The 26,584-nt window shown below is 57.5% G+C and carries 18 protein-coding genes; 13 read left to right on the top strand and 5 right to left on the bottom strand.

Annotated features, from left to right (window positions below; translation table 11 throughout):
- Positions 1-31: 31 nt before the first annotated feature.
- Positions 32-466: a MarR family transcriptional regulator gene (locus NSS83_RS28215; RefSeq protein WP_341187679.1), complete on the top strand. Its 435-nt coding sequence runs from the start codon at positions 32-34 to the stop codon at positions 464-466.
- Positions 467-792: 326 nt separating this feature from the next.
- On the opposite strand, the gene NSS83_RS28220 is transcribed toward NSS83_RS28215, so the two are convergent.
- Positions 793-2,298, bottom strand: a complete 1,506-nt coding sequence (locus tag NSS83_RS28220; RefSeq protein ID WP_341346958.1) for an amidase — start codon at positions 2,296-2,298, stop codon at positions 793-795.
- A 104-nt stretch (positions 2,299-2,402) separates the two neighbouring features.
- Entirely contained in the window at positions 2,403-2,984 is a 582-nt protein-coding gene (locus NSS83_RS28225) for a TIGR00730 family Rossman fold protein (protein ID WP_076162447.1), read from the bottom strand.
- A 592-nt stretch (positions 2,985-3,576) separates the two neighbouring features.
- On the opposite strand from NSS83_RS28225, the gene tyrS reads away from it, so the two are divergent.
- Positions 3,577-4,836 carry a tyrosine--tRNA ligase gene (tyrS, locus tag NSS83_RS28230; RefSeq protein ID WP_036696801.1) on the top strand — a complete coding sequence of 420 codons (1,260 nt, stop codon included), beginning with the start codon at positions 3,577-3,579 and terminating at the stop codon, positions 4,834-4,836.
- Positions 4,837-5,833: 997 nt separating this feature from the next.
- On the opposite strand, the gene NSS83_RS28235 is transcribed toward tyrS, so the two are convergent.
- The gene (locus NSS83_RS28235; RefSeq protein WP_341346959.1) at positions 5,834-6,322 is read right to left on the bottom strand and encodes a YfbM family protein; all 489 of its coding nucleotides are present in this window, start codon (positions 6,320-6,322) and stop codon (positions 5,834-5,836) included.
- Positions 6,323-6,364: 42 nt separating this feature from the next.
- Positions 6,365-6,550 carry a hypothetical protein gene (locus tag NSS83_RS28240; protein ID WP_036696552.1) on the bottom strand — a complete coding sequence of 62 codons (186 nt, stop codon included), beginning with the start codon at positions 6,548-6,550 and terminating at the stop codon, positions 6,365-6,367.
- 221 nt (positions 6,551-6,771) lie between these two features.
- Between NSS83_RS28240 and NSS83_RS28245 the strand changes: the two genes are divergently transcribed.
- Positions 6,772-7,803, top strand: a complete 1,032-nt coding sequence (locus NSS83_RS28245) for an FIST N-terminal domain-containing protein (protein ID WP_341346960.1) — start codon at positions 6,772-6,774, stop codon at positions 7,801-7,803.
- A gap of 116 nt (positions 7,804-7,919) precedes the next feature.
- Complete coding sequence (locus NSS83_RS28250; RefSeq protein ID WP_341346961.1) at positions 7,920-8,981, top strand: methyl-accepting chemotaxis protein; 1,062 nt, start codon at positions 7,920-7,922, stop codon at positions 8,979-8,981.
- A gap of 427 nt (positions 8,982-9,408) precedes the next feature.
- Here NSS83_RS28250 and NSS83_RS28255 read toward each other — a convergent pair whose 3' ends face one another.
- A complete protein-coding gene (locus NSS83_RS28255; RefSeq protein WP_341346962.1) occupies positions 9,409-11,397 on the bottom strand; it encodes a beta-galactosidase in 1,989 nt (662 codons plus the stop codon).
- A 546-nt stretch (positions 11,398-11,943) separates the two neighbouring features.
- On the opposite strand from NSS83_RS28255, the gene NSS83_RS28260 reads away from it, so the two are divergent.
- The 9 genes from NSS83_RS28260 to NSS83_RS28300 all read left to right on the top strand — a co-directional run bounded on the left by NSS83_RS28260 (position 11,944) and on the right by NSS83_RS28300 (position 26,310).
- The gene (locus tag NSS83_RS28260; protein WP_341187688.1) at positions 11,944-12,915 is read left to right on the top strand and encodes a sugar ABC transporter permease; all 972 of its coding nucleotides are present in this window, start codon (positions 11,944-11,946) and stop codon (positions 12,913-12,915) included.
- 16 nt (positions 12,916-12,931) lie between these two features.
- A complete protein-coding gene (locus NSS83_RS28265) occupies positions 12,932-13,816 on the top strand; it encodes a carbohydrate ABC transporter permease (protein ID WP_036696562.1) in 885 nt (294 codons plus the stop codon).
- A gap of 42 nt (positions 13,817-13,858) precedes the next feature.
- Positions 13,859-15,460 (top strand): extracellular solute-binding protein, encoded by a 1,602-nt coding sequence (locus NSS83_RS28270; protein WP_341348775.1) that lies wholly within the window; start codon positions 13,859-13,861, stop codon positions 15,458-15,460.
- A 90-nt stretch (positions 15,461-15,550) separates the two neighbouring features.
- Positions 15,551-17,917 carry an AraC family transcriptional regulator gene (locus tag NSS83_RS28275; protein ID WP_341348776.1) on the top strand — a complete coding sequence of 789 codons (2,367 nt, stop codon included), beginning with the start codon at positions 15,551-15,553 and terminating at the stop codon, positions 17,915-17,917.
- A gap of 129 nt (positions 17,918-18,046) precedes the next feature.
- Positions 18,047-20,833 carry a hypothetical protein gene (locus NSS83_RS28280; RefSeq protein WP_341348777.1) on the top strand — a complete coding sequence of 929 codons (2,787 nt, stop codon included), beginning with the start codon at positions 18,047-18,049 and terminating at the stop codon, positions 20,831-20,833.
- Positions 20,830-21,525: a DUF1961 family protein gene (locus tag NSS83_RS28285; protein ID WP_341346963.1), complete on the top strand. Its 696-nt coding sequence runs from the start codon at positions 20,830-20,832 to the stop codon at positions 21,523-21,525. Before NSS83_RS28280 ends, NSS83_RS28285 begins: the two co-directional genes overlap by 4 nt.
- A 99-nt stretch (positions 21,526-21,624) precedes the next feature.
- A complete protein-coding gene (locus NSS83_RS28290) occupies positions 21,625-22,425 on the top strand; it encodes a polysaccharide deacetylase family protein (protein ID WP_341346964.1) in 801 nt (266 codons plus the stop codon).
- Between the two features lie 43 nt (positions 22,426-22,468).
- On the top strand, positions 22,469-23,734 hold the full coding sequence (locus tag NSS83_RS28295) for a hypothetical protein (RefSeq protein WP_341188108.1): 1,266 nt from the start codon (positions 22,469-22,471) through the stop codon (positions 23,732-23,734).
- The gene (locus tag NSS83_RS28300) at positions 23,734-26,310 is read left to right on the top strand and encodes a glycoside hydrolase family 88 protein (protein WP_341188109.1); all 2,577 of its coding nucleotides are present in this window, start codon (positions 23,734-23,736) and stop codon (positions 26,308-26,310) included. Before NSS83_RS28295 ends, NSS83_RS28300 begins: the two co-directional genes overlap by 1 nt.
- Positions 26,311-26,584 lie beyond the last annotated feature (274 nt).

Here is a 26,584-nt window from a genome sequence, read left to right on the forward strand (position 1 = left end):
CAATGAATAAAAGAGAAGAGGGGCGCCCGGCATGGACAAACATTCAATTGAGACAATAGAGCTGGAAATGGCGGTTCTGTTCCGCCGTCTCACTTCAATTACCACGTTCAAAAAAATCGGCAATCTGGATCGTGCGGCCTACCTGCTGCTGCATCACATTGAGTCTCGTGAGGGAACTGCCGGGATCAAGGCAATCTCCGATGAGTTTCAGCTGGATATTTCTACGGTCAGCCGGCAGGCGGCCTCACTGGAGAGTAAGGGGTTCATCACCCGGGTACCGGACCCTGTGGACGGGCGGGCCTATTCGCTGCAGATTACGGAGACGGGCCAAGCGAGTCTGGAGGAGAACCGGCAGGTCCGGCAGGAGATGATCGAACAACTGCTAAAGGGCTGGTCGGAGGAGGAAGGGCATCTGTTCGGGGAGCTGCTGCAGAAGTTCAATGCAACTTTTCTGGAGGAGGGCTGATGGGGCGCGGAGTTTAAATAACCGGGCCAGCGAGAGCGGGAAGGGTGTTCAGCCTGGGAAGGAAGAAATCTATTGTATTTTATACATTCAGATGATGCAAAAAGGGGCTGTTTCGGCCCACTGTTGTAATTCCTACATTAGATTTCGCAGAAACAGCCTGGATCGGCCAGATCTGCTCCATTCTGCTGCAGCAAATACAGCAGAATGTGTTTTAGGAGTATCCTCCCATAAATCCAAGCAAATGCCGGACAGGATGCATAACAGGGTAAGGGCCGTCCACGGCGTGACTTCACGCTGCGGACGGCCCTTTGCCATACTAGCAGGCTTCAAGCAAAGCCTGCATTCCCGCTCATCCCCACCCACAGCGGGGATTGCTCCAGACAAGCGGCGAGCTGCAGTAGCAGATCCTCGCGTCCTTTGGAGGCCATAACCTGTACGCCGATCGGCATTCCTTCGGCCGTAAGGTGCACCGGCACGCTCATGGCAGGCTGGCCGGTCAGATTGGCGAGCTGGGTGAAGGGCGTGTACGTCAGGCTCGGCTCGAACATCTCGTAGATCATCCGCCGCTGCGCATCCTTCGGCAGCCCGCTGACCTGCATCAGCTTCTCTGTCTCCGCCGCAGTCTGGGTCAGCTCTCCAACCTTCGGCGCGGAGTCCGCATTGGCCGGGGTAATATACAGATCGAAACGGTCCATCAGCGCCGCCATCTGCGCAGCGGCTACATCCCATTCGTGCAGACTGTGTACGAATTCTGCCGCCGAGACCTGCTTCCCGGCTTCGGCCAGCACCCAGGTGACAATATCCACGTCCTCTGCCTTAATTGCACGGCCCATGCCGCTCTCCAGTGAGAGGAACATGGCGGATACTTCTCCTGCGTTCATCGTATAGTAGTTATCCATCAGCCGGACCCCGTTGACCGGGCTCAGCTTCTCTTCCACCTCATAGCCTTCGGACTCCAGCCACTTGACCGTCTTCCGCACGGCCTCTACTGCCTCAGCGGATACCGGTGTTCCCACCGGCGAAGCGGTGGTGAAGGCGATCCGCAGCTTCCGCTGCGCAGGCTTCAGCAGATCGTCCAGGTAGACGCCCGGATACAGCGGCGTCTGAAAAGCCGCTTCCGGCTGCACCACCTGCAGCAGATCCAGCATCGCGGCGCTGTCCCGCACAGAGCGCGTCAGCGCAAAATCAATCGATGCGCCCTGCCACTGGCGGCCGATCCCCGGGCCGACCGGCGTGCGCCCTCGCGTCGGCTTCAGCCCGAACAGGCCGGTGAACGAGGCCGGTATGCGGATGGAGCCGCCGCCGTCACTGGCTCCGGCGGCCGGGACGATCCCGGCGGCAACCGCCGCCGCCGCACCGCCGCTGGAGCCGCCGGGTGAACAGGCGGGGTTCCAGGGATTGCGGGCCGGTCCGTGGAGGAGGGGCTCGGTGATGTTTTTGAGCCCGAATTCCGGCGTATTCGTATGGCCCAGTGGAATGAAGCCGCCGCGCCGGATACGTGCCACATAGTTAGAGTCCCGCTTCGCGACATTGTCCTTCATCAGCAGAGCGCCCGAGGTCAGCGGTTCGCCGCCAATCGCCTGGGAGATATCCTTCAGCAGGAATGGGACGCCGGCGAACGGGCGGGTGAGATCATCGCCATCGACAGGCATCTCCGCAGCTTCCTTCAGCGCGGACTCCCGGCGGGTGCGTACCACCGCATTCAGCAGCGGATTCACCTCATCCATCCGGGCATAGGCGGCTTCCACAAGCTCACGCGCTGAGACCTCCCGTGCTTTCACTAGGGCGGCAAGCCCCAGCGCATCATAACCGGAATAAGCAGACAACGACATAGGTATAACCTCTTTCTGGCAGGAACAGGCAAGCTACTTAGCATTCAGGCTATAGCTGCAGTCTCGCGCATAATATATTGCGATATAAGGAGGGCAGAGACTTTTCAAATGCGATCTTCTGTCAGGTATTGTTTGACCGGGGGAGGGGTATAGTCTGCCATCTGGCGCAGAATGCCCTCCGGAGTTGTATCGTTCAGCATGATGGAATGATGCTTCTCCTGCATGAATTGTTCCCGGGCCATGTTGCTGAAGAGGGCAATCAGCGGATCATAATAATGGTTCACATTAAGCAGTCCGCAGGGCTTCTGATGCAGGCCGAGCTGCGCCCAGGTGAAGATCTCGAAATACTCCTCCATCGTGCCCGGGCCGCCCGGCATAGCAATGAATCCGTCCGCCAGCTCCGACATCTTAAGCTTCCGTTCGTGCATAGAGTCTACCATTATCAGCTCCGTCAGACGGGTATGCTCAATTTCCCTCTGCTTGAGGAAATGCGGCAGCACCCCGATCACGCGGCCTCCCGCCTGCATCACGCTATCTGCAATAGCACCCATCAAACCTACAGTTGCTCCGCCATAGATCAGCGTAATGTTGCGTGCGGCAAGCTCCTTGCCGAGTAGAATAGCCGATTCCTTGTATACGGGCGAAGCCCCTTCACTGGAACCGCAGAACACTGCGATACTCTTCATAAGCTGCTGACTCTCCTTTGTCTTAAGATAATGTAATGTGCTTTGAAGAACAGTTGTTTCCTCTCCCTAATGTATCACGGATTCAGGTGCATGTAACATTTTTCTCGGTGCCGGAGCAGGCTGGTTCGTTGCGGTGGTTCTCTGCATTGACAACTTTTTGCGGAGCGGCTATACTTTCTGTAATCTTATAGTTGGTATACGTTGAACGAGCCAGTAGCAGCCTTGTCCCTGTTCCCAGAGAGCCGGGGGTCGATGGAACCCGGTACACACAAGCGGACTGTGAATTACGCCTCGGGAGTATCTTGGGTAATGCCAAGCGGAGCTAAGCGAACGATAACTCGCCTGAGAGTGGTACGGACCTGTGTGCAATATGGGGGCTGTGCAATTTGGGTGGTAACACGGTTAATACTAATCGTCCCTGTGTCTGAATAGACAAGGGGCGATTTTTTGTTGTCTGTGTGCTGGGGATACTGGCTTAGTGCCTGCGCGGGCGGGCTTTTGGCTTCTATGGCTTGATGCGGTATAGCTGCTGTTTTTTTGACGGATATCAAGGGATATAGAACAATCACTTACACAAAAGGGGCTGTACATGTTGAACATTATTGACGAGCTATTGTGGCGCGATGCCATTAACCAGCAGACTGATGCGGACGGACTGCGTGAATTGACAGAGAGTAAGGCGGTATCGCTGTATTGCGGCGTAGACCCTACGGGCAACAGTATGCATATCGGCCATCTGATTCCATTCATGATGCTGCGGCGCTTCCAGCTGGCGGGTCACCGTCCGGTGATTCTGATCGGGGGAGCCACGGGAACGATCGGCGATCCGAGCGGACGCCAGAGCGAGCGCTCGTTGCAGACGCTGGAGCAAGTGCAGGAGAATGTGGATGCCCTGACTGCGCAGATGAAGAAGCTGTTCATTACCGATGGCGACAACCAGGTGCGGATGGTAAATAACTACGACTGGACCAAGGATATGAATGTCATCGAATTCCTGCGTGATATCGGCAAAAATTTCAGCATCAACACGATGCTGGCGAAGGACGTAGTGTCCAGCCGTCTGGACAGCGGAATCTCGTTCACCGAGTTCTCTTACCAGATTCTGCAATCTATGGATTACCTGCACCTGTTCCAGCACGAGGATGTGCAGCTCCAGATCGGCGGGTCTGACCAATGGGGCAATATTACGAGCGGCCTTGATCTGATCCGTAAAAAAGAGGGCAACGAAGCCAAAGCCTTCGGCCTGACCATCCCGCTTATGCTGAAGGCTGACGGTACGAAATTCGGCAAATCCGCCGGCGGCGCCATCTGGCTCGATCCGAAGCAGACCACGCCATACGAGTTCTACCAGTTCTGGGCGAACACCGATGACCGCGATGTGGTCAAATACCTGAAGTACTTCACCTTCCTGAGCAAAGAGGAGATCGAAGCGCTGGAAGAGAAGGTAGCCACCGAGCCGCATAAACGCGAAGCGCAAAAAGCGCTGGCCGAGGAAATGACCCGGTTCGTGCACAGCGAGGAGCTGCTGGAGCAGGCCAAGCGCATCAGTGCGGCGCTGTTCAGCGGCGATATCCGCTCGCTGACTGCGGACGAAATCGAGGAAGGCTTCAAGGAAATGCCGACCTTCACAGCAGGCAAAGAGACCAAGAACATCGTAGACTGGCTGGTTGAGCTGGGAGTGGAGCCATCCAAACGCCAGGCGCGTGAGGATATCACCAAAGGCGCGATCTCGATCAACGGCGAGCGCGTGAATGAGCTGGAGACGGAGATTACGGCTGAGGATGCCATCGGCGGCAAGTTCATCATCGTCCGCAAGGGCAAGAAGAACTACAGTCTGGTGAAGCTGGTCTAAGCACAAGCTGCGAAGCGGTTACCGGGAGGGTTGGTGCAGTTCGCCGGAAATTGAGCCAGATCTGGAGCGGTGTTAGGCTGGAACGAGGCTAAGGGTGAACTGGAACGAGGTTGATGTGGTTAGGCTGAGCTTAGATGAGTTAGGTTTGGCCAGATGAGGTAAAGTGAGTAGATGAGTGAGATTTGGCTAATTGAGCTAGGGTGAGAGACAGATAAGTGAGATTTGGCTAATTGAGCTAGGGTGAGAGACAGATGAGTGAGGTTGAGCTAGATGAGCTAGAGTGAGACAGAGATGAGTTAGGTTGAGCTAGATGAGCTAGTGTGAGGCAGAGAGAGTTAGGTTGAGCTAGATGAGCTAGAGTGAGACAGAGATGAGTGAGGTTGAGCTAGATGAGCTAGAGTGAGACAGAGATGAGTTAGGTTGAGCTAGATGAGCTAGAGTGAGAATGGTGTGAAGTAACTGAGTGATTGGGCTATCCCGCTGTCAGCAGTGACGGGGATAGCCTTTTATGGTGGTAACGGAAGGGGAGATGGATTCCCGCCTCCTCCCCTGACCACAGTTAGGCCGGAAGCGTGGCTGAATCGTGAAATCACAGGGATAAATCCCTCTCATTATGCAGGAAGTGGGCTAAGTGAGGAAATCAAGTGTATAAATCCCTCAGATAAGGCTGGAACTGGGCTGAATGAGGAAATCAAGTGTACAAATCCCTCTGATTATGCAGGAAGTGGGCTAAGTGAGGAAATCAAGTGTATAAATCCCTCAGATCAGGCTGGAAGTGGGCAGAATAAGGAAATCAAGTGTACAAATCCCTCAGATAGGCTGGCGGATGGGAAGAGGGAGGCCGATGAGGTGCATTAGTGCACCTCATCGGCGCAAACGGCCGAAACGAGCCAATGAGGAGCACAAGTGCACCCGAATTCGGCGCACGCCCCTCACCCGCCCGGACACCCACCCAGCCCAGCCAGTCCAGCGCATCATCTGACAGGAGAGCCAGGCTTCAAAACAAATAGAAAATAATGCCTTTACCAGCGGCCGCAGTCTGGCTGTAGAACCGCTGGATCTCGGTGAAGAACTGGAGCAGGTAGGCAAAGAAGGCATCCGCATCATCGTCAGACACCGTATCCGGGTCCAGCGGGTAGACCTCCTCCTCGGCCATGGTCTGGAAGTCATACTGCTGGCGAAGCTGCGCTTCATCCAGCCCGGAGATGGCGTCAAGCGCTTCGGCCACTTGTCCGGCACGCAGGCAGAATGCCCCGTATGCCCCGAACTCGATGCCTTGGTCTGAATGCAGCGGAACCACATATCCAAGCGGCGCAGGCCCGTCCGATATATCACCGCATAGCAGGTAGTGAATCGCCTCCCAGGTACGGTCGATATCCAGCCCCGGGTATTTGTCTATGTTCAAGCTCTCCAGCGGGGTGCTCCCTGCTGCAACCTGCTGCACCAGTTCATCTTCCATCGCAAAGTAATATCCGCGTATCGCCATTGTACCAGCCGTCCTTCCGTAGTTGAGATAGAGTAGTTGTGCTTAATCCTCAAGCAGCGCAAGCTTGTCTTCGAGTTCAGCAATCTTAAGCCGGATAGCTTCTGCCCGGGGCTCGTCCTGCGCCTTCACAGCAACTGCCAATTCATCGGCGGCTATGCCGATCTGATACTCCAGATATGTGTAGTCGGATGCGGCGGCAGGGTGGGTGGAGCGTTGGGAATAGGTCATATGCCGAAGCCTCTTTTCTCTGATCTGTGATATATTCATGATACAGGGTTTGCAGGAAGGGCTCAACCTCGTATCATGGAAACCCGGCACAGGCTGCGATATTGTTCACAGACAATGAACCCAGTTCTGGTTTTACCATAGGTAGTATTGAAAATTATAGCTTAATTTTTCAGTAACAGTATGCGGGAGAAAACTCCGCAAAGGAAGGTTTGGTATACATAATGATTGCTGTATCTTTTGACACCTTGGACGAGGCCAGGCACCATCTGGAGGAGCTGGATGTGAACCGTGGCCTGGTGCTGTTCGCTGCGGCTGCGGCTGTCCGGGAATTATCCCGTCATGCGCCTTCGCGGGCAGTATTGTGCTCAACCAAGGGCGAATATACTCCGCAGGGCTACCGCAGCGGCGTAATTACTGGTTTTGAATATGAAGCCGGTATAGCAGAGATTGTGGGCATTCTGCACCCTCCCGTGCTTAGCGCAAGCACGCTGGAGATTGCTTACCGCAAGGTACGGGGCAATCCGAACGCTTTTCTGATGCTGCTCTGTGACGGCACAGGCGGGATGGAAGAGATGCTGCTCTCCTCGCTGTATTTCATGGACCCGCAATTTAAGGTGATTGGCGGCAGTGCGGCTGACGATGAGCGCGGCGAGACTTTCCTCTATATAGGAACCCGGCGGGTGCGGAACCTGGGGATTTATTTCAATATGCCTGCCCGCACCGCCCTGGTCAAAGAGAATATATATGTCCCGTCCGGGAAGACGCTGCTGGTGACCGAAGCCGATGTGTTCGGCAGACGGGTCTACTCCTTCAACGGGCGTCCTGCGGCCGGGGAATACGCGCGTGTCCTGGGCGTGCCGGAGAAGGAGCTGGCAGAGCATTTTCTGAGCAGCCCGCTGGGTAAAAGATACGAGGATGATCTGATCATAGCCTCCCCGAAGGCGGTTCATCCGGACGGCTCTGTCACCTTTTACAGCCAAATTATGTCTAGTACTTATGTGGAGCTGCTGAGTTCAGCCGATCCGCTGGCAGTACTGGAGGAGACGCTGGGCGGCAGTCCGTTCAAGCCTTCGTTTGTCCTCAATATTAACTGTACGCTGCGGGACCAGTTGTTTACACGGGACGGTCTTTGGGGAGCTTTTGACGAGAAGATGCTTGGGTTCTGCGGCAACACTACAGGCTTCATCAGCTATGGAGAGCAATATTATACTAAGCATGCCAATCAGACGATGATTCTGCTGCTGGTTGAATAAGGGAGAGTGGAAATCGGATGGAGTGGTTAAGCAAACTGCGCACAGCTTGGGGGAGAACTCCCTCTGCTGAAGGCGTTCAAAGTCACAGTAATACAAGCGGGTTAGCGGAGAGAGCCATGGCAGAGCGTGTGATCGCGGTTAAGGATACGGCCGTATCCACAGAGACGGTTAAAGCAGAGGGAAAAGTCGCAATAGATGAAGCGGTCGCTAACACACCAGTACCTTACAGCGGTAAAGATAGCGAAGTATCCTCTGCACATGCTTCAGGCACGGTGTCTTATGGGGAACATGCTTATGCCCTGGCGGAGCAGGTACGTCTTGAGACTGGAGCTATCCTGAAGGAAGAGGCCCGACTGGTGGAGGACTTCGAGGCCTTGCGGGCAGGCGGCGGGGAGATGATCGGCCAAATCGCCGGGACTCAGCAGCTGCTGGAGCATTTGAAGACCAACAACGGACAGACTGAAGATCTGATTAATGAAATGTACGGCAGCCTGTCTTATTCCTCCAACAAGATTGAATATGCCAAGGAAGCCAACATCCAGATCTCTGCGGAAATGCAGAAGGCCTCGGAGGTATTTACGGAGTTCGTTGCTTTGAATGAGGATCTGCGGGAGCATTTCCACAGCATTGAGCAGCTGGCCAAGATTATCACGGATATTGCCGAGCAGACGAATCTGCTCTCGCTGAATGCGGCGATTGAGGCGGCGCGGGCCGGTGAGCATGGACGCGGCTTCGCCGTTGTCTCCACGGAGATCCGCAAGCTTGCTGACAGCACCCGCAGCCATGTGAAGGAGATCATGGGTTCACTCTCAGGAATGACCCGCGTCATGGAGCAGATTCACAGCAAGTCCGGGGATGGAACGCTCGCGATGAACGAGACCACGGCGAAGATCGGTGAGTCCACGTTATACATGAATGAGATTGTAGAAGCAGAGGAGCAGGTCTTCGAGCATCTGGAGAAAATCCAGGAGTCCCAGGAGAGCAGCATGGAGGATGTGGAGCAGATCAACAGCGACCTGCTGCGTATTCTGGAGAAATCGGGCCAGGACACAGACCAGTTCCGTAAGCTGGTTCTTACCGTTCAGAAGAAGGCCGACCATTACCAGCTGCTGCTGAATCATCTGCATCAGATCGGGCTGCTCCAGCAGGCGGAAGAAGCTGAGAAGACTAACGGATAATCAGATATGGTAAAAGGAAAACACCCGGCGGCGGGAGATACTGCCGGGTGTTTTTGTGTTGTGCCCGGCGTGGGCACAGGTAACACTCTTCCTCTTGCTGGTGAAACACCAGCCAAGGGGGAGGGCCAAGCCAGCGTAAGCTACACGCGACTTATGATTATGCCACTCGCGTATGATGCGGGAGGGAAAGAGTTGGATAAAGTCCACCTGTTGAGCGGCAACCGCCCTTTTGCCAAAACAGCAATTGGATAAACAGCACTTAAATGAACCCAATTCCTCCAAACTGGCCTAAACGGCCATGATTAGTTGTTGTTTATCCACTTGCTTCCGGAAATTCCTTGGGAACCAGCACAGCAAGCTGCGTTTTTCCACTTGTTTGCTGGGAGGCAGCGTTCTCCGCCATCAGCAGGAGGATTATGATTCACTACTACAGGGCAATCAGCCTGTATTCATAAGCGCCAAGCGATAGCGGACCGGCGGGCACGGGAGTGCCGGTCAACACATCCTGCCCGCTGCGCGGCAGGGTGACGCTGCCGCCAAGCCCGTCCATGTTGACCAGCGTCCACAGCTCACCGTCAGCGCCGCTTCTCGGGCAGAGAATGGTGCCCGGCGTGACATCGCTGCGCATAGAGACGCCTGCCCGGGCGGCGTAATGCTCAATCAGCGCGCACAGCTGCTTGTCGCCCTCGCCGCCCGAGGGCAGCGAGCCGAGCATGACGATGGCTCCCCGGCCATAGGGCTGCTCGGTCAGGTAGGCCAGGCCTGGCGTCCGGCCCGCCGTAATGACGCCGACCGCGGAGGCCCCGCCCGGCAGCGGCTCGAACACCGCGCTCCACAGGGACAGCGGCGCGGAGCAGCCGAAAGCCTCCCCGATGCTGCCCGTCCCCTCCATCGGGTAGACGAAGGTGGTGTTCACCCCGGCGAAGCGCTCCAGTTCTCCCAACGCCGCATCTGTATGCAGAGTATGCTCCGCCGTGCGCCCTCCGCTAAGCGGGCCCACGATCCAGATGCCGCCGGCTTCAGCGAAGGCGAGCGCCTTCTGCATGTATTCCGGCGACAGATAATGAACAAAAGGCGTGAACAGCAGCTTATAGCCGCATAAATCGCCGCCTTCCGGCAGCAGGTCACGGTGAATGCCCAGATCGAGTATCCGCCGGTAGAAATCCCCCAGCAGGGAGCGGTAGTTCAGCTGCCGGTGCGGCTCCGTGGCCAGGAACGCCTTGGCCCGGTCCGAATACGTAATCGCCACCTCGGCCTGCACCGGCCGGGTATTCAGCATGTGCGGCTCAATAAGCAGCCTGGCGGCGGAAGCCGCACGCACATTGTTGTAGCCGAGCGCAGGCTGACCCCAGGCGCTGATGATCGAGCTGTGCGTCTGTTCGCTGCCCGTGCGCTGCTGCCGCCACAGCCAATAGCAGAAGGCGCCTGCCCCTAGCGCGTAGGCAGCCACGGCTTCGGCGGTAAGATAGCCGTCCGGGTGCGGCTCGCCGTAGCTTGTAAGCGAAGCGGCATAGGCCGGTCCGGTCTCCATCAGCCAGAAATCCCGCCCGTGCTTGAACCCGCGCCACAGATCACAGTTCAGCAGATAAGCGTGCCTGTTGGCCTGAGAGGCGTAGGTGTCGAACGAAGCGAAATCAAGCTCCCGGAACAGCTGCTCATTGTCCAGATGAAAAGGAACGTTGCTGTTGTGCGTGATCGGAGCCGCCGAATAGCGGCGGATGATCGCTGCCTGTTCCCCCGCGAACTCCGTGACTTTCTCCATCTGGAACAACCGGTACTGGGTGACGAGCGAGGAATTATGCAGAAAAGGCGTAGCCACCGGCTGCGGCACCTGATCAAACCGCTGGTAGGTCTGGCTCCACACGCCGGTTCCCCACGCTGTATTCAGCTCGCGGATGCTTCCGTAACGGTGCTCCAGCCACTCATGCCACAGGGAGCGGCAGGAACCGCACATGCATTCCGCCACATGTGCCTTAAGTTCATTGTCGAGCTGCCAGGCGGCTAGGCCCGGGAGCTGCCCCAGCACCCGGGCCATCTCTTCCGTGATCAGCGCCGCCCGCTGCCGGAAATAAGGATTATTCGTGCAGACATGCTGTCTGGACCCGTGGCTCATTACCGCCCCGTCTGCCCGGATGTGCAGGCGCTCCGGGTGCCCGTGAGTCAGCCAAATCGGCGGGGTCGCGGTCGGCGTACACATGACCGTATCGATGCCGTGATCATGTAGCTGAAGGATATGCTCAGCGAACGGCCGTACATCGATGGAACCCTCCTCCGGCTCCAGCAGCGACCAGATGAATTCGCCCATGCGTACCAGATTAATCCCGGTCTCCTGCATGAGCCGAAGATCCTGCTGCCGCTCAGCCTCCCCCCACAGCTCCGGGTACCACGCAGCACCGTAATATAGTTTTTGCTTCATTCTTTTAACCTCCTGGAAAAAGCCCACACGGGCGATGTATTTTTACTTTTTTCGATCTATATCAATTGAATTTGAAAATATACAGACAGGGAAAAGTGGCGGAAGGGAATTTTGGAGCTGGAGGAGCGGTAGCGTCCGCCTGAAAGCTTTCCGCAGGAAAGCTCGCTTCGGAAGCATTACCTGTCACCGGATTTCTACCGCGAACAGCGGTCTAATCAAAGAAATCTGCAGAAGGGCAGCGGCCGAAAGCCCAAAACTTCTCTGGAGTCACGGCTATCCCATACCGAGTATTTACAAGGTTTAATTTATATAATGTCTCTTCCCCATAATCTCCCGGCATCATATCCGTTCCTCTCACCCACATGCAATAGTAAAGTTTTGCCGGTTTTGGACTTTATTGCGGAAGCGGCGCTGAAGCCATACGCAGCGCTGTCCAAAAAGTCCGATTGCCGGAAAAACACCCGCCAACCATAATAGAAAGCGCAGCCACGGTAATGTAGTGAAGCGAAGTAGCCAGGCTGCTTATCTATACGGAGGTGAATGTAAATGAAGCAAGGAGCGGCATTGGGGGCAGCAGAGGTAAGCGCGGGTACAAGCTTCCGCCGCAGCAGACGCGAGCAGCGCTTCAGACGGCTGAAGCGGGATAAATGGCTCTACATACTGCTCAGCCCCGGACTCCTATATTTCCTGGTGTTCAAATATGTGCCGATGTGGGGAGTGCTGCTCGCCTTTAAGGATTACCAGCCATTTCTGGGCTTCTGGCAGAGCAGCTGGGTGGGTCTTGAGCATTTCCGCACGTTTTTTCAGAACCCTGATTTCTTCATGCTGCTGCGCAATACGCTGGTGCTGTCGCTGTATAATCTGGTGTTCTTTTTCCCGGCACCGATTATCCTGGCCCTGCTGCTGAATGAGATCCGGCTGTCCTTCTACAAAAGGACGATTCAGACGCTGATCTATGTGCCCCACTTCATCTCCATGGTCATCGTCGCGAGTATCTCTTACGTGTTCCTTACGACCCAGGGCGGTGCGGTCAATGAATTCCTCTTCACGGTTACCGGGCGCAAGATCGATTTCCTCGCCAATCCCGACTGGTTCCGCCCGATGATTATTCTGCAGACCATCTGGAAGGAATGCGGCTGGGGGACGATTATTTTCCTCGCTGCGCTGGCCGGTGTCGATGTGGAGCAATATGAAGCCGCCGTGGTGGACGGAGCCAGCCGCTGGCGCCAGACCTGGCATATTACGCTGCCCGCGATCCGCAGTACGATTGTCATTCTGCTGATTCTGCGGATGGGTACGATTCTGGATAACGGCTTCGAGCAAATCTATCTGATGATGAATGCGCTGAACCGCGAGGTGGCAGAGGTCTTCGATACCTATGTGTATGCGCTGGGAATTACCCAGGGGGCATTCAGCTACAGCACTGCAGTCGGCTTGTTCAAATCGGTGATCGGGGTCGTGCTGGTGCTCGGCACCAACTGGCTCGCCAAGAAGTCAGGCGAATCGGGATTATATTGAAAAGGAGGCCAAGAGTGTGGCTAAACGTTACCGCAGCGCCGGAGAGATTACCTTTGACGTGTTTAATTACCTGGTGCTGGGCATCATCGGGATCGCGGCCATTCTGCCGTTCCTGTTTGTCGTCGCCGGTTCCTTCGCCACCGAGGCGGAAATTACGAAGCGCGCTGTCTTTCTGGTTCCGACGACCATTTCGCTGGACGCTTACCGGTTTATTTTCTCCACAGATACCATTGTCCGCAGCATCGGGGTATCGCTGTACGTGACAGTGATCGGGACGGCAGTCAATCTGTTCTTCACGGTTACCATGGCGTATCCGATGGCGAAGCGGTACCTGATGGGCCGCAATCTGATCCTCAATCTGGTGATATTCACGATGCTGTTCGGAGGCGGGATGATTCCCACCTATCTGGTAATCCGGGAGCTGCATCTGCTCGATACGCTGAATGCCTTAATTCTTCCGGGGGCGATCAGCGCCTTCAACCTGATTATCGTGAAGAACTTCTTCCAGGAGCTTCCCGCTGAGATGGAGGAGGCGGCGCGCATCGACGGCTGCACGGAACTGGGGCTGCTGTGGAGGATTGTGCTGCCGTTGTCGAAGCCGGTGCTGGCGACGTTCACGCTCTTTTATGCGGTCGGACACTGGAATAACTTCTTCTCGGCGCTGCTCTATATCAACGATCCGTCCAAGTGGCCGCTGCAGGTGATGCTGCGCCAGATCGTTATGTTATCCCAGTCGGCAGCGGGGGATCTCAGCTCCATGGACCCGAATTTCGTACAGCCGCCGGAGCAGTCGATCAAAATGGCCGTCATCGTGGTCGGCACCCTGCCGATTATGTGCGTGTATCCGTTTCTGCAGAAGCATTTTGCCAAAGGGGTGATGCTGGGTTCAGTTAAAGGGTAAGCGGTTAGTCAACATATAAAGGGAGGCCAAGTGATGAAGAAGATGAAGCGGAGCAGAGGTTCACGGTCTGCGAAAAAAGGGTTGTTCATGCTGCTGGCTATGATTATGCTGCTAAGTGTATTGTCCGGCTGCGGCGGAAATGGGGAGAATGCGGGAGCGGGACAGAAGGACCCTGCCGCTGAAAGCGGGAAGGCGGACGGTACAGCCAAGGGAGAGAAGCCGCTTGAGCTGACGCTGATGCTGCCGATTTTCAAAACTAATTATCCGAAGGACGGCAGTCCGGTCGCCGCCAAGCTGGAGGAGCTGACGAACACCAAAATCCATTTCGAATGGGTGCCGAATGCGTCGTATGCGGACAAATTCAATATTACGCTGGCTTCCGGCAAGCTGCCTGATATTATGTATGTAGGTGACGTGAAAGCGTCCAGCTTCGTCAATGCGGCGAGATCCGGCGCTTTTTGGGAGGTGGGACCGTATCTCAAGGATTATCCGAATCTCAGCGGGGCAAAGGAAGTGATTCTGAATAACTCGGCCATCGACGGCAAGAATTACGGGATCTACAGAGGGCGGGCGCTGGGACGCAACGGCGTGGTGTTCCGCAAGGACTGGATGGAGAAGCTCGGGCTTGAGACCCCGAAGACCGTGGATGATTTCTATAATATGTTAAAAGCATTCAAAGAGCAGGACCCGGACGGCAACAGCCAAGCGGATACGTACGGCATGGTGCTGGTCAAGTGGACCGGCCAGTGGGCCAGCGGCTTCGATACGATGAAGCTGTGGTTCGGTTCTCCGAACAAGTGGGGCGTGCAGGATGGGAAGCTGGTACCTGAGCATGAATACCCTGAGTATTTGGAAGCGCTTAAATTCATGAAAAAGCTATACGACGAGCAGCTGATCAACGCCGATTTCGCGGTAATGGACAGCTCCAAATGGAATGATCCTGTCGTCAACAACAAGGCCGGCGTCATTGTCGATGTGGTCGATAATGCGGCACGGCTGGATGATAAGATTCATGCCGCCCTCCAAAAGGAAGGCAAAGATGAGCCGGAGCGTCATTATATGGATGTTATCGGCGGTGTGAGCGGAGCGGACGGCGCGCTGCATACTCTCCCGACCTCCGGCTTCTCCGGCATGCTGGCGATTCCGAAGTCTTCGGTCAAGACCGAGGAGGAGCTGAAGCAGGTGCTGGCCTTCCTGGACCGGCTGAATGATGAGGATTTGCAGACGATGCTGAACTATGGAATTGAAGGCGTGCATTACAAGCTGGTGGATGGATACATCGAACGCTCCAGCGATACCGTTCTGCTGGAATCGGAAGTGGAAGGCCTGAACCAGATGCTGCCGTTCATCCCGGAGGACAAGGCGAAGCAAGTGAAGCAGACCCCGCTGCGGCTGAAGCAGACCGAGGTACAGAAGACGAATGAAGCGACGATTGTGACCAATCCGGCGGAAGCGCTGATCTCGGCAGTCTATACGCAAAAAGGCTCACAGCTGGATAACGTAATCAACGATGCGCGCATTAAATTCATTGTCGGCCAGATGGATGAGGCCGGGTTGAAGTCCGCTTTTGAGGTATGGCGGAAGACCGGCGGAGATGAGCTTGTGAAGGAAATGAACGAATTGTACGCCTCAGCGGGCAAGTAAAACCCGGTCCTGCTCCAGTCTCCGGCCGGTCTGTCCCCGCTGTGGCTGCATAGCTGCAACTCTAAACTAAGGATTCGGCTGGTGAAACCAATGGAGAATGAAGGGGCAGGAGCACGGAACAGGTATACGCGAGGCCGGACGGGACGCAAGGGCCGTTATTACCGCAATAATCTCATTATTGTGCTGATCGTCTCGTCCATTCCCGGGCTGATCATCGGGCTGCTGGTCTATTTTATGGCCGGGGGAAATCTGGAGAAGGAGCTGCTCCGGATGCATAACCGGCAGATTGAGCAGCGGGCGGACAACATCAATGATCAATTGTCTAATCTGGAGCTGATGCTGGCCCACTGGGCATTCGATCCGAAGTTTGACTATGCGCTGAGCAACATGGATTTCATCCGCAATCATGAGCGGGCCTGGGATATTACGAAGACGCTGGTAGTCATGCAGGGCTCGAATTCCATGGTGCGGCAGGTTGAGCTGTATCTGGCCGGTAATCAGCCGGTGCGCTTCGGCACGGAGTACGGGACGCTGGCTGCGGAGGAGGAAGCGCTGTACTCGAAGCTGCTGAAGCAGGAGCGGAGCACGTACTGGACGAAGTGGGCTTTTGAACCGGAGAAGCCGGAGCAGAAGGAGCTGACGCTGGTGCACCACATCCCCGGCGGCAGCCGGGAGCCCTTCGGGGCGCTGCTGCTGCGTATGGATACAGAGAAGGTATCGGCGCTGCTGCGGACCATGACTCCGTACAACACGGGGGAGGTGTTCATGGAGCAGAAATCCGGCGGACTCTTCATCTCGGGGGGCGGGATGGATGCGCCCTCGCCGCTCGTTACGGCGCTGCGGGCTGCTATTACGGGCAGAGGCAGCCAGGACAGCGGCTCATTTCTCTACGACTGGAACGGGGTTACTTATGCGGTGACCTATGGTGATTTCTCGCGGATTGCCAGTGAATGGCGGTATGTATCGGCTTCGCCGATCTCCAGCGTCACCTCTCCGGTGGTCCGGCTGTCCCGGATGATTATCATGGTCAGCTTGTGCGCCTTGTTGCTGGCGGCAGTCCTGTCCTGGATTGCCTCCCGCAAAATCTATTCGCCGGTCCGCCGCCTGCTTCAGACGCTGCTACCCGAACATGCGGCCTCCGGGGAGCGGGTGGATGAGCTGACGCTGATCGAGCGGCACTGGCAGAACCTGCACGGACAGCAGCATGCCCTCGAATACACGCTCTCGGAGCAGCTTCCGCATGTGCAGCAGAGCTTCCTCCACCAGCTGTTCCAGGGGTATCTGTATGCCTATTCCGAACAGGACTTGCAGAGCCGGATGAAGCAGTACAAGTGGGAAGTGGAGAACTGTTCATTCGTAGTGGTGTATATCCAGCTGACCGGCATCTCCAGCCTGGAGGCCAAGTTCCGCAGCGGCGACGAGAGTCTGGTCTCGTTCGCGGCCGTGAATATTACCTTGGAGCTTGCCCGTGAGCATTTCGGGCGGGCGGAGACTGTTAATCTGCATGATCTTACCTCCGGTATGCTGCTGATGGAACCGGGAAGCGGCCCGGACCCGGCCCGGGTGGCCGCCTTCGGTGAAGAACTGGCGGCTACCCTGAGCCGGATGCTTAAGCTTCAGGCCACGGTGGCCTACAGTGCAAGGATCGGGAGCATCTCCGCGATTCCGCGGTCCTTCGAGGCGGCGAAGCAGGCGGCCAGCCACAGCAGGTACGGGGGCGGGAACCAGATCATCAGCCTGGAGCAGCTGGAGCGCGAGGGACAGGGCACACCTATGCCGCAGTATTCCTTCGCGCTGGAGCGCGGGCTGATTCAGGCGCTGCGGACCGGCGAAGCGGAGGAAGCGGACCGGCTGCTGGAGGAATTCCTGGAGACGCTCTCCGCAGGCGGCGCGAAGGTGATCGACGTACAGCAGGGGATGCTGCATCTGCTCGGCGCGATCCTTCATGCGGTGCTGGAGGCCGGGATGTACCCGAGCCAGCTGTTCGGCGGCAGGAATCTGTATGCCAGCCTCTCGCAGATCCATGAGCCGGGGCTGATTCTCTCCTGGTTCCGCACGCAGGTTATCGCTCCCTTCCTGAAGGAGCTGTGCGAGCGCTCCGACGCCGGGATAAGGCGGACGATTGATCAGGCGATGCTGTACATTCAGCAGCATTATATGGACAATATCTCGCTGGACAGCTGTGCGGATCATACAGGCACCAGCCCTTTTCTGCTCAGCAAGTCGTTCAAGCGGGTCACCGGGCAGAATTTCATCGATTATGTAACGGAACTCCGGCTCGAGAGGGCGAAGGAACTGCTGCGTGACACGGATCTGAAGATGAACGATGTCGCCCTGCAGGTCGGCTATCAGCAGAGCTATTTCAACCGGATATTCAAAAAACAGGAGGACATCACTCCGACACGTTACCGTGAACTGAGCCGGCAGGAGGGGGAGAAGGAGAATGGGACCCGCTGAGCAGGCAACGGCGCCAGAATGACAGCGGCTCACTTCCTGTAATTCCGGCGTCCGCAGGCCTCCTGCTCCGGGAACGGTTCATTCGTCCGGGTGATGTTCCCCATAAGGAGATGACTGAAAATGACCGCAATGTCCTCGGCCCTGCCGGTCCAGTTACGGTGGCTGAAGCCGCCTGCTGCGGCTGCGGGGGTGACCTGGGGTGTCCCCTGGTCCAAGGGAGATCTGAAGCGCGGCGAACTGGCCGCGCTATGTCTTAAAGGGGCGGCAGAAGATTTCAGTCTGCCGCTGCAGAGCCGCCCGGCTGCGTATTGGCCGGACGGCAGCCTCAAATGGTCTCTGCATTCTGCCGTATGCCCTGAAGGGAGTACGGCAGGATATACGCTGGAACGCTCTGCCGGGCAGAGCGCTGTGTCCGCAGCCTTCCAGGTATCCGTGGAAGAGACGGAGGAGGCGTATATTGTCAATACAGGCAGCATTGTATGCACCGTGGTCAAGCATGGCCCGGGCGTGATCTCGCGGATTATCCGCCGGGGCACGGCGGAATCCGGGGGACCGGACGGCAAACGTAGATATTCTGGAGCTGCGGAGGCGGTTGAAGGTGCAGGGGCGGGTGCAGATGCAGTGCAGCAGGTCTGCGCCGCAGAGCAGCTTGTGTGCAGCGGAAGCGAGCTGGTCTGTCTCCGCGAGCAGCGGGACATGCTCAGCGGGGAGCAGACGCTGCGGCAGGAGCGGTTCACCGGGGTGACGCTGAAGGCTAGACTGGAAGAGCAGGGACCGGTGCGTGCCGTGATCCGGCTGGACGGACGGCACAGAAGTACAAGGGGAGCCCGGGAATGGCTTCCATATACTTTGCGGCTCTATTTCTATGCCGGGCTTGCATCCATCCGGCTGGTGCATACCTTCCATTATGACGGCAACCCGCAGCAGGATTTCATCAAGGGGCTGGGCCTCCTGTTCAAGGTGCCGCTTAGCGGTCCGCTGTACAACCGCCATGTCCGTCTGGCGGGCAGCGGGGGAATCTTCAGCGAATCCCCCAAGACGCTACAGACCCGCAGAACCCGGGACAAATATGCCGGTATGTTCGCCGGGCAGCTTGAGGGGCAGAGCCAGCACTTTGATCCCGTAGAGGATGCGTACTTCACGGGACTGCTCCAGGATTCGGCAGTATGGGATGACTTCCGGCTGGTGCAAGATTCTTCTGAACATTACGCCGTCCACAAGCGGACAGGGCCGGACTGCACCTGGATTAAAGGGGCTGAAGGCCGGCGGGCAGGCGGACTGGGCTATGTCGGCTCTGACGGCGGAGGCTTGGCTGCCGGAGTGAAGGATTTCTGGCAGAAGCACCCGTCCGGGCTGGAGATCACTGGCACCTCCGGCGCGGAAGCGGCGTTAACGGTCTGGTTCTGGACGCCGGAGGCACAGGCGATGGACCTGCGCCATTATGATACGAAGACGCATGTCGAGTCTTCCTATGAAGGTGCGGAGGAGCTGCGGGCAACCCCTTACGGCATCGCCAATACGAACGAGCTGACCTTGTGGTGTACCTCGCGGACACCAGATTATGCGCAGCTTCAGCAGATGCAGCAGCAGGAGGATGAACCACCGCTGCTGGTCTGTAAGCCGGAGTATTATCACCGCACCCGGGCGTTTGGACTCTGGAGCCTGCCGGACCGGAGCACGCCGGCCAAGGCGTATCTGGAGGAACGGCTGGAGGGGATCATCAGCTTTTACCAGAAAGAGATTGAACAGCGGAAGTGGTATGGCCTGTGGGATTACGGCGATTTCATGCACAGCTATGATCCGGTCCGCCATGTCTGGAATTATGATCTGGGCGGCTGTGCCTGGCAGAATGCCGAGCTGGTGCCGAACATGTGGCTGTGGGTGAGCTTCCTGCGGACGGGACGTGCGGATATTTACCGGATGGCAGAAGCGATGACCCGGCATACGAGCGAGGTGGATGTATATCATTTCGGGGAATATGCGGGTCTTGGCTCCCGGCATAATGTCGTGCACTGGGGCTGCGGCTGCAAGGAGGCGCGGATTGCCATGGCCGGACTGCACCGCTACTACTATTATCTGACCGGCGATGAGCGGACCGGCGACATCATGGACAGTGTGAAGGACGCGGATTATTCCACGGTGACGCTGGACCCGATGCGGGCTTATTTTCCGAAGGATGAATTCAAGACGCATGTGCGGGTGGGGCCGGACTGGGCCGCATTCAGCTCCAATTGGATGACCCGCTGGGAACGCTATGAGGATACAGCCTACCGCGACAAAATCCTAACCGGCATCGGCTGCATCAAAGCAGCCAATCTGCGGCTGATCTCCGGTCCAACCTATGGTTACGACCCCGTAACGGGAATTCTCAGTCCCATGGGCGACGATAACTGGGGCCGGCATCTGGCGATCTGCATGGGCGGGCCGCAGGTATGGTTCGAGCTGGCGATGATGCTGGAGGACCCGGAGTGGGAGGACATGCTGGCGGAGTTCGGTGTTTTCTATAATTTGCCCGGGGAAGAACAGCTGCTTAGATCCGGTGGTGCGATTACAGGCAAGCAGCGCTTCGAGCATCCGGTATTGAGTGTCGCTATTGCCGCCTATGGCGCATGGGTCAAGGATGACCGGGCGACGGCGGAACGCTGCTGGAGCATATTGTTTGAGAATCCGTTCGGGCAGCTCCGGCTGGAGGAGGAACTGAAGCGGGTTACCTATACGGAAGCGCTCGATGAGATTGACTGGATCAATACGAATGAAGCCTCACAGTGGTCGCTGAATACGATCATTGCGCTGGAGCTGATTGCCGAGTCTCTGCCTGCACGGGAGGCAGGGTCGGGTGGGGGAACTGGTGGCAGTGCAGGTGGCGGTGCAGGTGGCGGTGCTGGTGGCGGTACCGGGAAGGAGGCGGCCCAATGACGGTGCAGCTGGCTAATGCAGGCGTTCCTGAGGGCTGGCATGAGATCTACCGCAATACACTGGAAGGTCCAGCACAGGTGGAGGGCTTCCATATGGAAGGCGATGGCGCAGTTACTTTTCCGCAGGGAAGACTGCGGCTGGAGAGCACCCGGGGGCCTGAGGAAGGTCAGAAGGCGAATGTGGTTTTCTGGTGCCCTGAGGTTTTTCCGGCGGAGCTTGCCCTCTCCTGGAGGTTCCGTCCGCTGCGCGAGCCGGGGCTGGCCATTCTGTTCTTCGCGGCTGCCGGTGCCGGGGGCAAGGATCTGTTCGACCCGTCCCTGCCGGTCCGCACGGGCGAATATGACCAGTACCACCATGGGGAGATGAATGCCTATCATATCTCGTATTTTCGCCGGATGTGGGAGGAAGAGCGGGCTTTTCACACCTGTAATCTGCGCAAAAGCTACGGCTTCCACCTTGTCGCCCAAGGCGCTGATCCGCTCCCGGATACCGCCGATATGACTGCGGACTACCGGATGCTGGTGGTGAAGCGGGGGGCTGCTGTGACTTTTGCCATCAATGAATTGCCGGTGCTGCACTGGGTGGATGACGGCTCGTCCTTCGGACCGCTCCTTGGCGGCGGCAGACTTGGCTTCCGCCAAATGGCCCCGTTGATAGCGGAGTACAGCGATCTGGCCGTCTATGCTCCTTGAAGCTTGGATAGGTGGCTGGAGTCACGGCTATCCCATAACAAAAAATATACAAGTTCAATCTATATAGGGACGGACGATTACGAAGGAGGTTTTACTGCAATGCCGGGAGTCTATTACTGCTACCCGCAAGGCCGTCATAAGGCGCTGACCATGAGCTATGATGACGGACGGCGGGCGGATGAACGGCTGGTCGGCCTGTTCAACCAGCATGGAATCAAGGGCAGCTTCCATTTGAATTCCGGGCTGCTTGGCGAAGGGGACCGCATCAGGGCTGATGAGGTTGCGGCTCTCTACCATGGACATGAGGTCAGCGTGCATACGCGGAGTCATCCGACGCTGGCGCGCTGCCCGCAGGAGCTGGTCGTGGAGGAGATTATGGAGGACCGCAGGGTGCTGGAAGGACTGGTCCGCCAGCCTGTGCGCGGGATGTCTTATCCGAACGGCTCCTATACGCCGGAGATCAAGGCACTGCTGCCGCATCTGGGCATTGAATATGCCCGGACGGTACAGGCCACCGGAGGCTTCGCCCTGCCGGAGGACTGGCTGGAGTGGCAGGCGACCTGCCATCATAACCGGGAGCTGCTGGCTCACGGGGAGGCTTTTGTGGGGCTGCATAAGCGGCAGTATCTGTATTTGATGTATGTATGGGGACATAGCTACGAGTTCGACAATGACCATAACTGGGAGCTGATGGAGCGCTTCTGCGCCATGGCGGGCGGACGCGGCGACATCTGGTATGCGACGAATCTGGAGCTGGTGCATTACATGAAGGCTTGCCGGGGGCTGATGTTCTCGGCGGCAAGGGACTTTGTCTATAATCCGGGAGCGGCTGCTGTCTGGCTGGAGGTTGGCGGTGCAGTAGTCGAGGTGCCCGGGGGACAGACTGTGGATCTGGGTTGATACAGAACAGGGATAGAGTGAAGGAGGATGTGTTGTGAATCATATGGATCATAGTCAAAAGCTGCACCGGCTGGCCGGGCTGGATATCTCCGCCGCCGGTCCAAGATGTAAAATGCTGCTCGGCGATCTGGACGGGGACGGCCGGGCTGAACTGCTGCTGGTGCAGCCGGATAACCGCCAGGATGTGCGTTATATTCCGCATCAGGTGCAGTGCCTGACGGCGTACAATCTGGATGGCCGTCTGTTGTGGCAGACGGGAAAGCCGGATCCGGAAGCAGGCAGCCAAGGCTCCGATTATCCGGCGCAGATTGCCGATATCGATGGTGACGGGGCTCTGGAGGTACTGTGTGTGATGAATGACCAGCTGCATATTCTGGAGGGGGCGACGGGCAAAGTCAAATCGGTTCACCCGCTGCCGGCGAAGGAGGCTCATGACTGCATCATTATTGCCAACCTGTCAGGCGGCGATTATCCTTCCGACATCATTCTCAAAGACCGCTACCATCAGCTATGGGCGCTGGACCGGGACTTCCGGCTGCTCTGGACCCACCAGGGCAATGTGGGGCATTATCCCTGGGTGTACGATCTGGACGGTGACGGGCGCGATGAGGTGATGGCCGGATATGATCTGCTGAATGCGGAGGGCAAGATGCTATGGAGCTGCAAGGATCTGGACGATCACGCCGATTGCCTGTGGGTCGGCGATGTGAACGGAGACGGGGTACCGGAGCTGGTCATCGGCGGGAGCGTGACGGTGATGTACGGCCGTGACGGGCGCGAGCTGTGGCGGTACGAAGGCTCTGTGGAGTCGCAGCATCTGGCGCTCGGGCGGTTCCGCCCCGACCTGCCCGGCCTGCAGATTGCGGGCCTTGACCGTCTGGTCCGCGAGGATGACGGCAAGGGTCTGCGGGGCAAGGATGCTATGTTCCTGCTGGACCAGTCCGGCCGTGAACTGTGGAAGGAAGAGCGTACTACCGCTGGCTGGCTGACCATTGTTGAAGCGGTCAGCCGGTTCTGGCCGGAGGCACCGGACTATATTCTGGCTTACCGCCGGGGCGAAGCTGTGCTTCCCGCTCTCTATGACGGTTATATGAACATCGTAGCCGGGTTCGCCGAGCAGGGTTATGCCGTGCACGGGGATCTGCTGGGCAGCGGAACGGAGCAGGTCATTATTTATACGGATGACCTGGCCGCCGTCTATGCTGGTCAAGCACTCCCCCTGGAAGCAGTCCACCCCGGGCAGCCGCTGCCTCAGCCCAAACGGCTGTACAGCTCCACCCTGTACCCCGGCGGTGAGGTAGCGTTGTGATGGGGAGCGGGGACGAGAAGGCGGTGTTGAGTGCCGAGGAAGGGCATGCCGTGAAGGGTGCTGCATTGAGAGCGGAGTTGGTGAATAGTGATGCCGTGCAGGATAGTGCATTGAGAGCGGATTCCGTGAAGAGTACCGTGAAAAGTAGCACACCGGGCAGCAGAGGTGAGGTTGCGCAGGCCAACGTTCCAGCCTACTTTGATCCGCGTCATTCCATCGTCCGTACCGCTGGAGATCATACAGAATCCATGCTGGCGGTTATAGCGAACCGCTATATTGGTGCGAATCCGCCGCAGCCTCCGGTCTACCGCGTGCATCTTACGGACAGCTTCCCGCGGCTGGCGGATTGCCGGTACGAGATGAACCTGAAGGAGCGGCTGCTTGAACTGGAGGACGGGGAATTTGTCTATGTCTGGGGGAAGCTATGGAGCGATGCAGATAGCGAAATCCCGCTCGCCCTCAGCTGCTTCGGTCCGGTGACGGTCTATGTTAACAGCGTTGCCGTGTTCGCGTCCAATCTCAACGATGATGTGTTCCCGGACCGCAAGGCGTTCTTTCGTACCGGGCTGACGGCAGGCTGGAATCACTTCCTGCTGGAGTGTACCGCAGTCGGCACCGGCTGCGGCGGGATTTTTGGCACCGGGAGCGTGAAGGGCGCACCGCTGCATTTTCTGGACCCGACTGCGGAGCGCAGCGGCTGTGAGGGCTGGATCTACAGCGCGCCGCAGCAGAGCAGATGGACGCTGCAGCCGGAGGGCGGCGGCGCTCCAGAGGGAGAGGCTGCGGCGCACCGGGCGGAGCCTTCGCGGCGCGTCCGCTGCGGCGAAGCCGCGGAGGCCGCCGAAGCTGCGCTGGCGGCCCGCTGTGCCTGGTATCCGGCGGCCGGCTGGCCGGATGACGAGGCACAGCGCGGGAATCTCGCGCGCGTGCTCGGCGCGGAGCCCGGCGCGAAGGCGCTGGCCTGGAGCCGGCTGGCGGTGAGTGCGCCGGGAGGAATGGACGTCCGGCTGTCCCTCCGCAGCCGGGATGTAGCGGCACTCAAGGTCTACGTGGATGGCAGGCTTGCCGCCATCCAGTCCGAAGAGAGTGCCGGCTTTGAGTGCATGCTGCCGCTGGGCTTCGGCAACCATGACCTGCTGGTCGAGGCCGTGTGCGGCGGCCCCGGGTGGGGCTTCGAGCTGGAAGCAGCTGCGGCTGGGAATGCCGCAGAGGTAGAGGTGAAGGTACAAGTGGAGACTGAGTCTGGCGGGGGGATTGCGGAAGCTTTACCACCCCCCTATCCGCAGGGAAGCATGAATAAGGGAGCTTGTGCCAGTGGAGTCCGCGGCACACTGAAGCTGGTGAGTCCTTACCCGGTGGAAGGGCAGACCGGACCATGGCTGTACCTGGGCCCGTTTCTGCAATCGGCAGCACCGCAGCCTATGGAAGCGGCTTCGATGGATGCTCCCTTCGGTGAAGGGGCAGAGGAATGCTTTTGGCGGGTGGACCGTCCTGGCGGCGCAGTCAGGCCCTATCTGGAGAGTGCGCTGTACGGCCGCTGGAATTATCCGCTCGGGGTAACCCTATATGGTCTGCTGCGTACCGGTCAGGCTCTGGGCGATCCTCATTATTCTGCTTATACCAGAGGACATATTGAGCAGTGTACCCGGCTTCATGCTTATTCGCTCTGGGACCGCAGCCGCTATGGTGCTCCGGGGATCAACCAGCAACTTGCGCTCATGGACTCACTGGATGACTGCGGCTCCTTCGGTGCGACAATGCTGGCTGCCCATGCCGAACAGCCGCTGCATGGAGCACCCGAAACAGCGGCGTATATCGCCCGGTATATTCATGAGACGCAGTCCCGAGATGAGGATGGGGCGCTATACCGGACACGGGGCACCACCGACTTTATGCAGGGAACGATGTGGTGCGATGATCTGTATATGAGCACTCCGTTCCTGAGCCGGTATTATCTGCTGACGGGTGATCCCGCTTATTTGGAAGATGCGGTGTCGCAATTTCTCCATTACCGTAATCGGCTGTTCCAGCCGGAGCTTGGCATTATGCATCATGTGTATGACTACAAATTCAGCAAGCCGAACGGTGTAGCCTGGGGCAGGGGCAACGGCTGGGTGCTGTTCTCGCTGACTGAACTGCTGGAGGTGCTGCCGGAGCAGCATCCGCAGCGGGAAGAACTGTTGGAGTATTACCGGTTGCTGTGCGAAGGGTATTTACGGCTCCAGGACGCCGCAGGATTATGGCATCAGGTTCTGACCGATCCCGATTCTTATGCGGAGGCATCCTGTTCCTCGATGTTCGTGTATGCTTTTGCGCACGGCGTGCGTAGAGGGTGGCTGACAGAGCCCTATCCATATGCCGATGCAGCGCTGCGCGGCTGGACGGCGCTGGCCGAATACTGCATCGACCATCAGGGGAATGTCTATGGCGTCTGCCGGGGCTCGGGCTATTCCTTCAACAAACTATATTACAAAGAACAGCTCACCTGGCAGCTCAACGATACTCACGGAATCGGCATAGTGCTGCTGGCCGGTATTGAAGCGCTTGAGCTCACACGGGAGCTGGAGGCGCAGTAGTATAAGTTGTAATGTAATGAAGGCGGCTTAGAAAAGTAATTTTGATCTTACTGGGAGCGAACGTACCGGGGAAGCAGGCCTTGTGCAGGTTGGTAGCCAGAATGAAAGGGATAAATCCCATTGATTTAGCTGAAAGTGGGCGGTGAGCGAAAATGAGAGGGATAAATCCCTCTTAGCCGTCAGAATGAGGAGCACAAGTGCACTTGAATTCGCTGAAAACGGCTGTGGAACGTAAATGAGGAGCACAAGTGCTCCTGAATTTCAGTAATTTTGC

This window comes from Paenibacillus sp. FSL H3-0469 (assembly GCF_038051945.1).
Taxonomy (GTDB): Bacteria; Bacillota; Bacilli; order Paenibacillales; family Paenibacillaceae; genus Paenibacillus_AQ.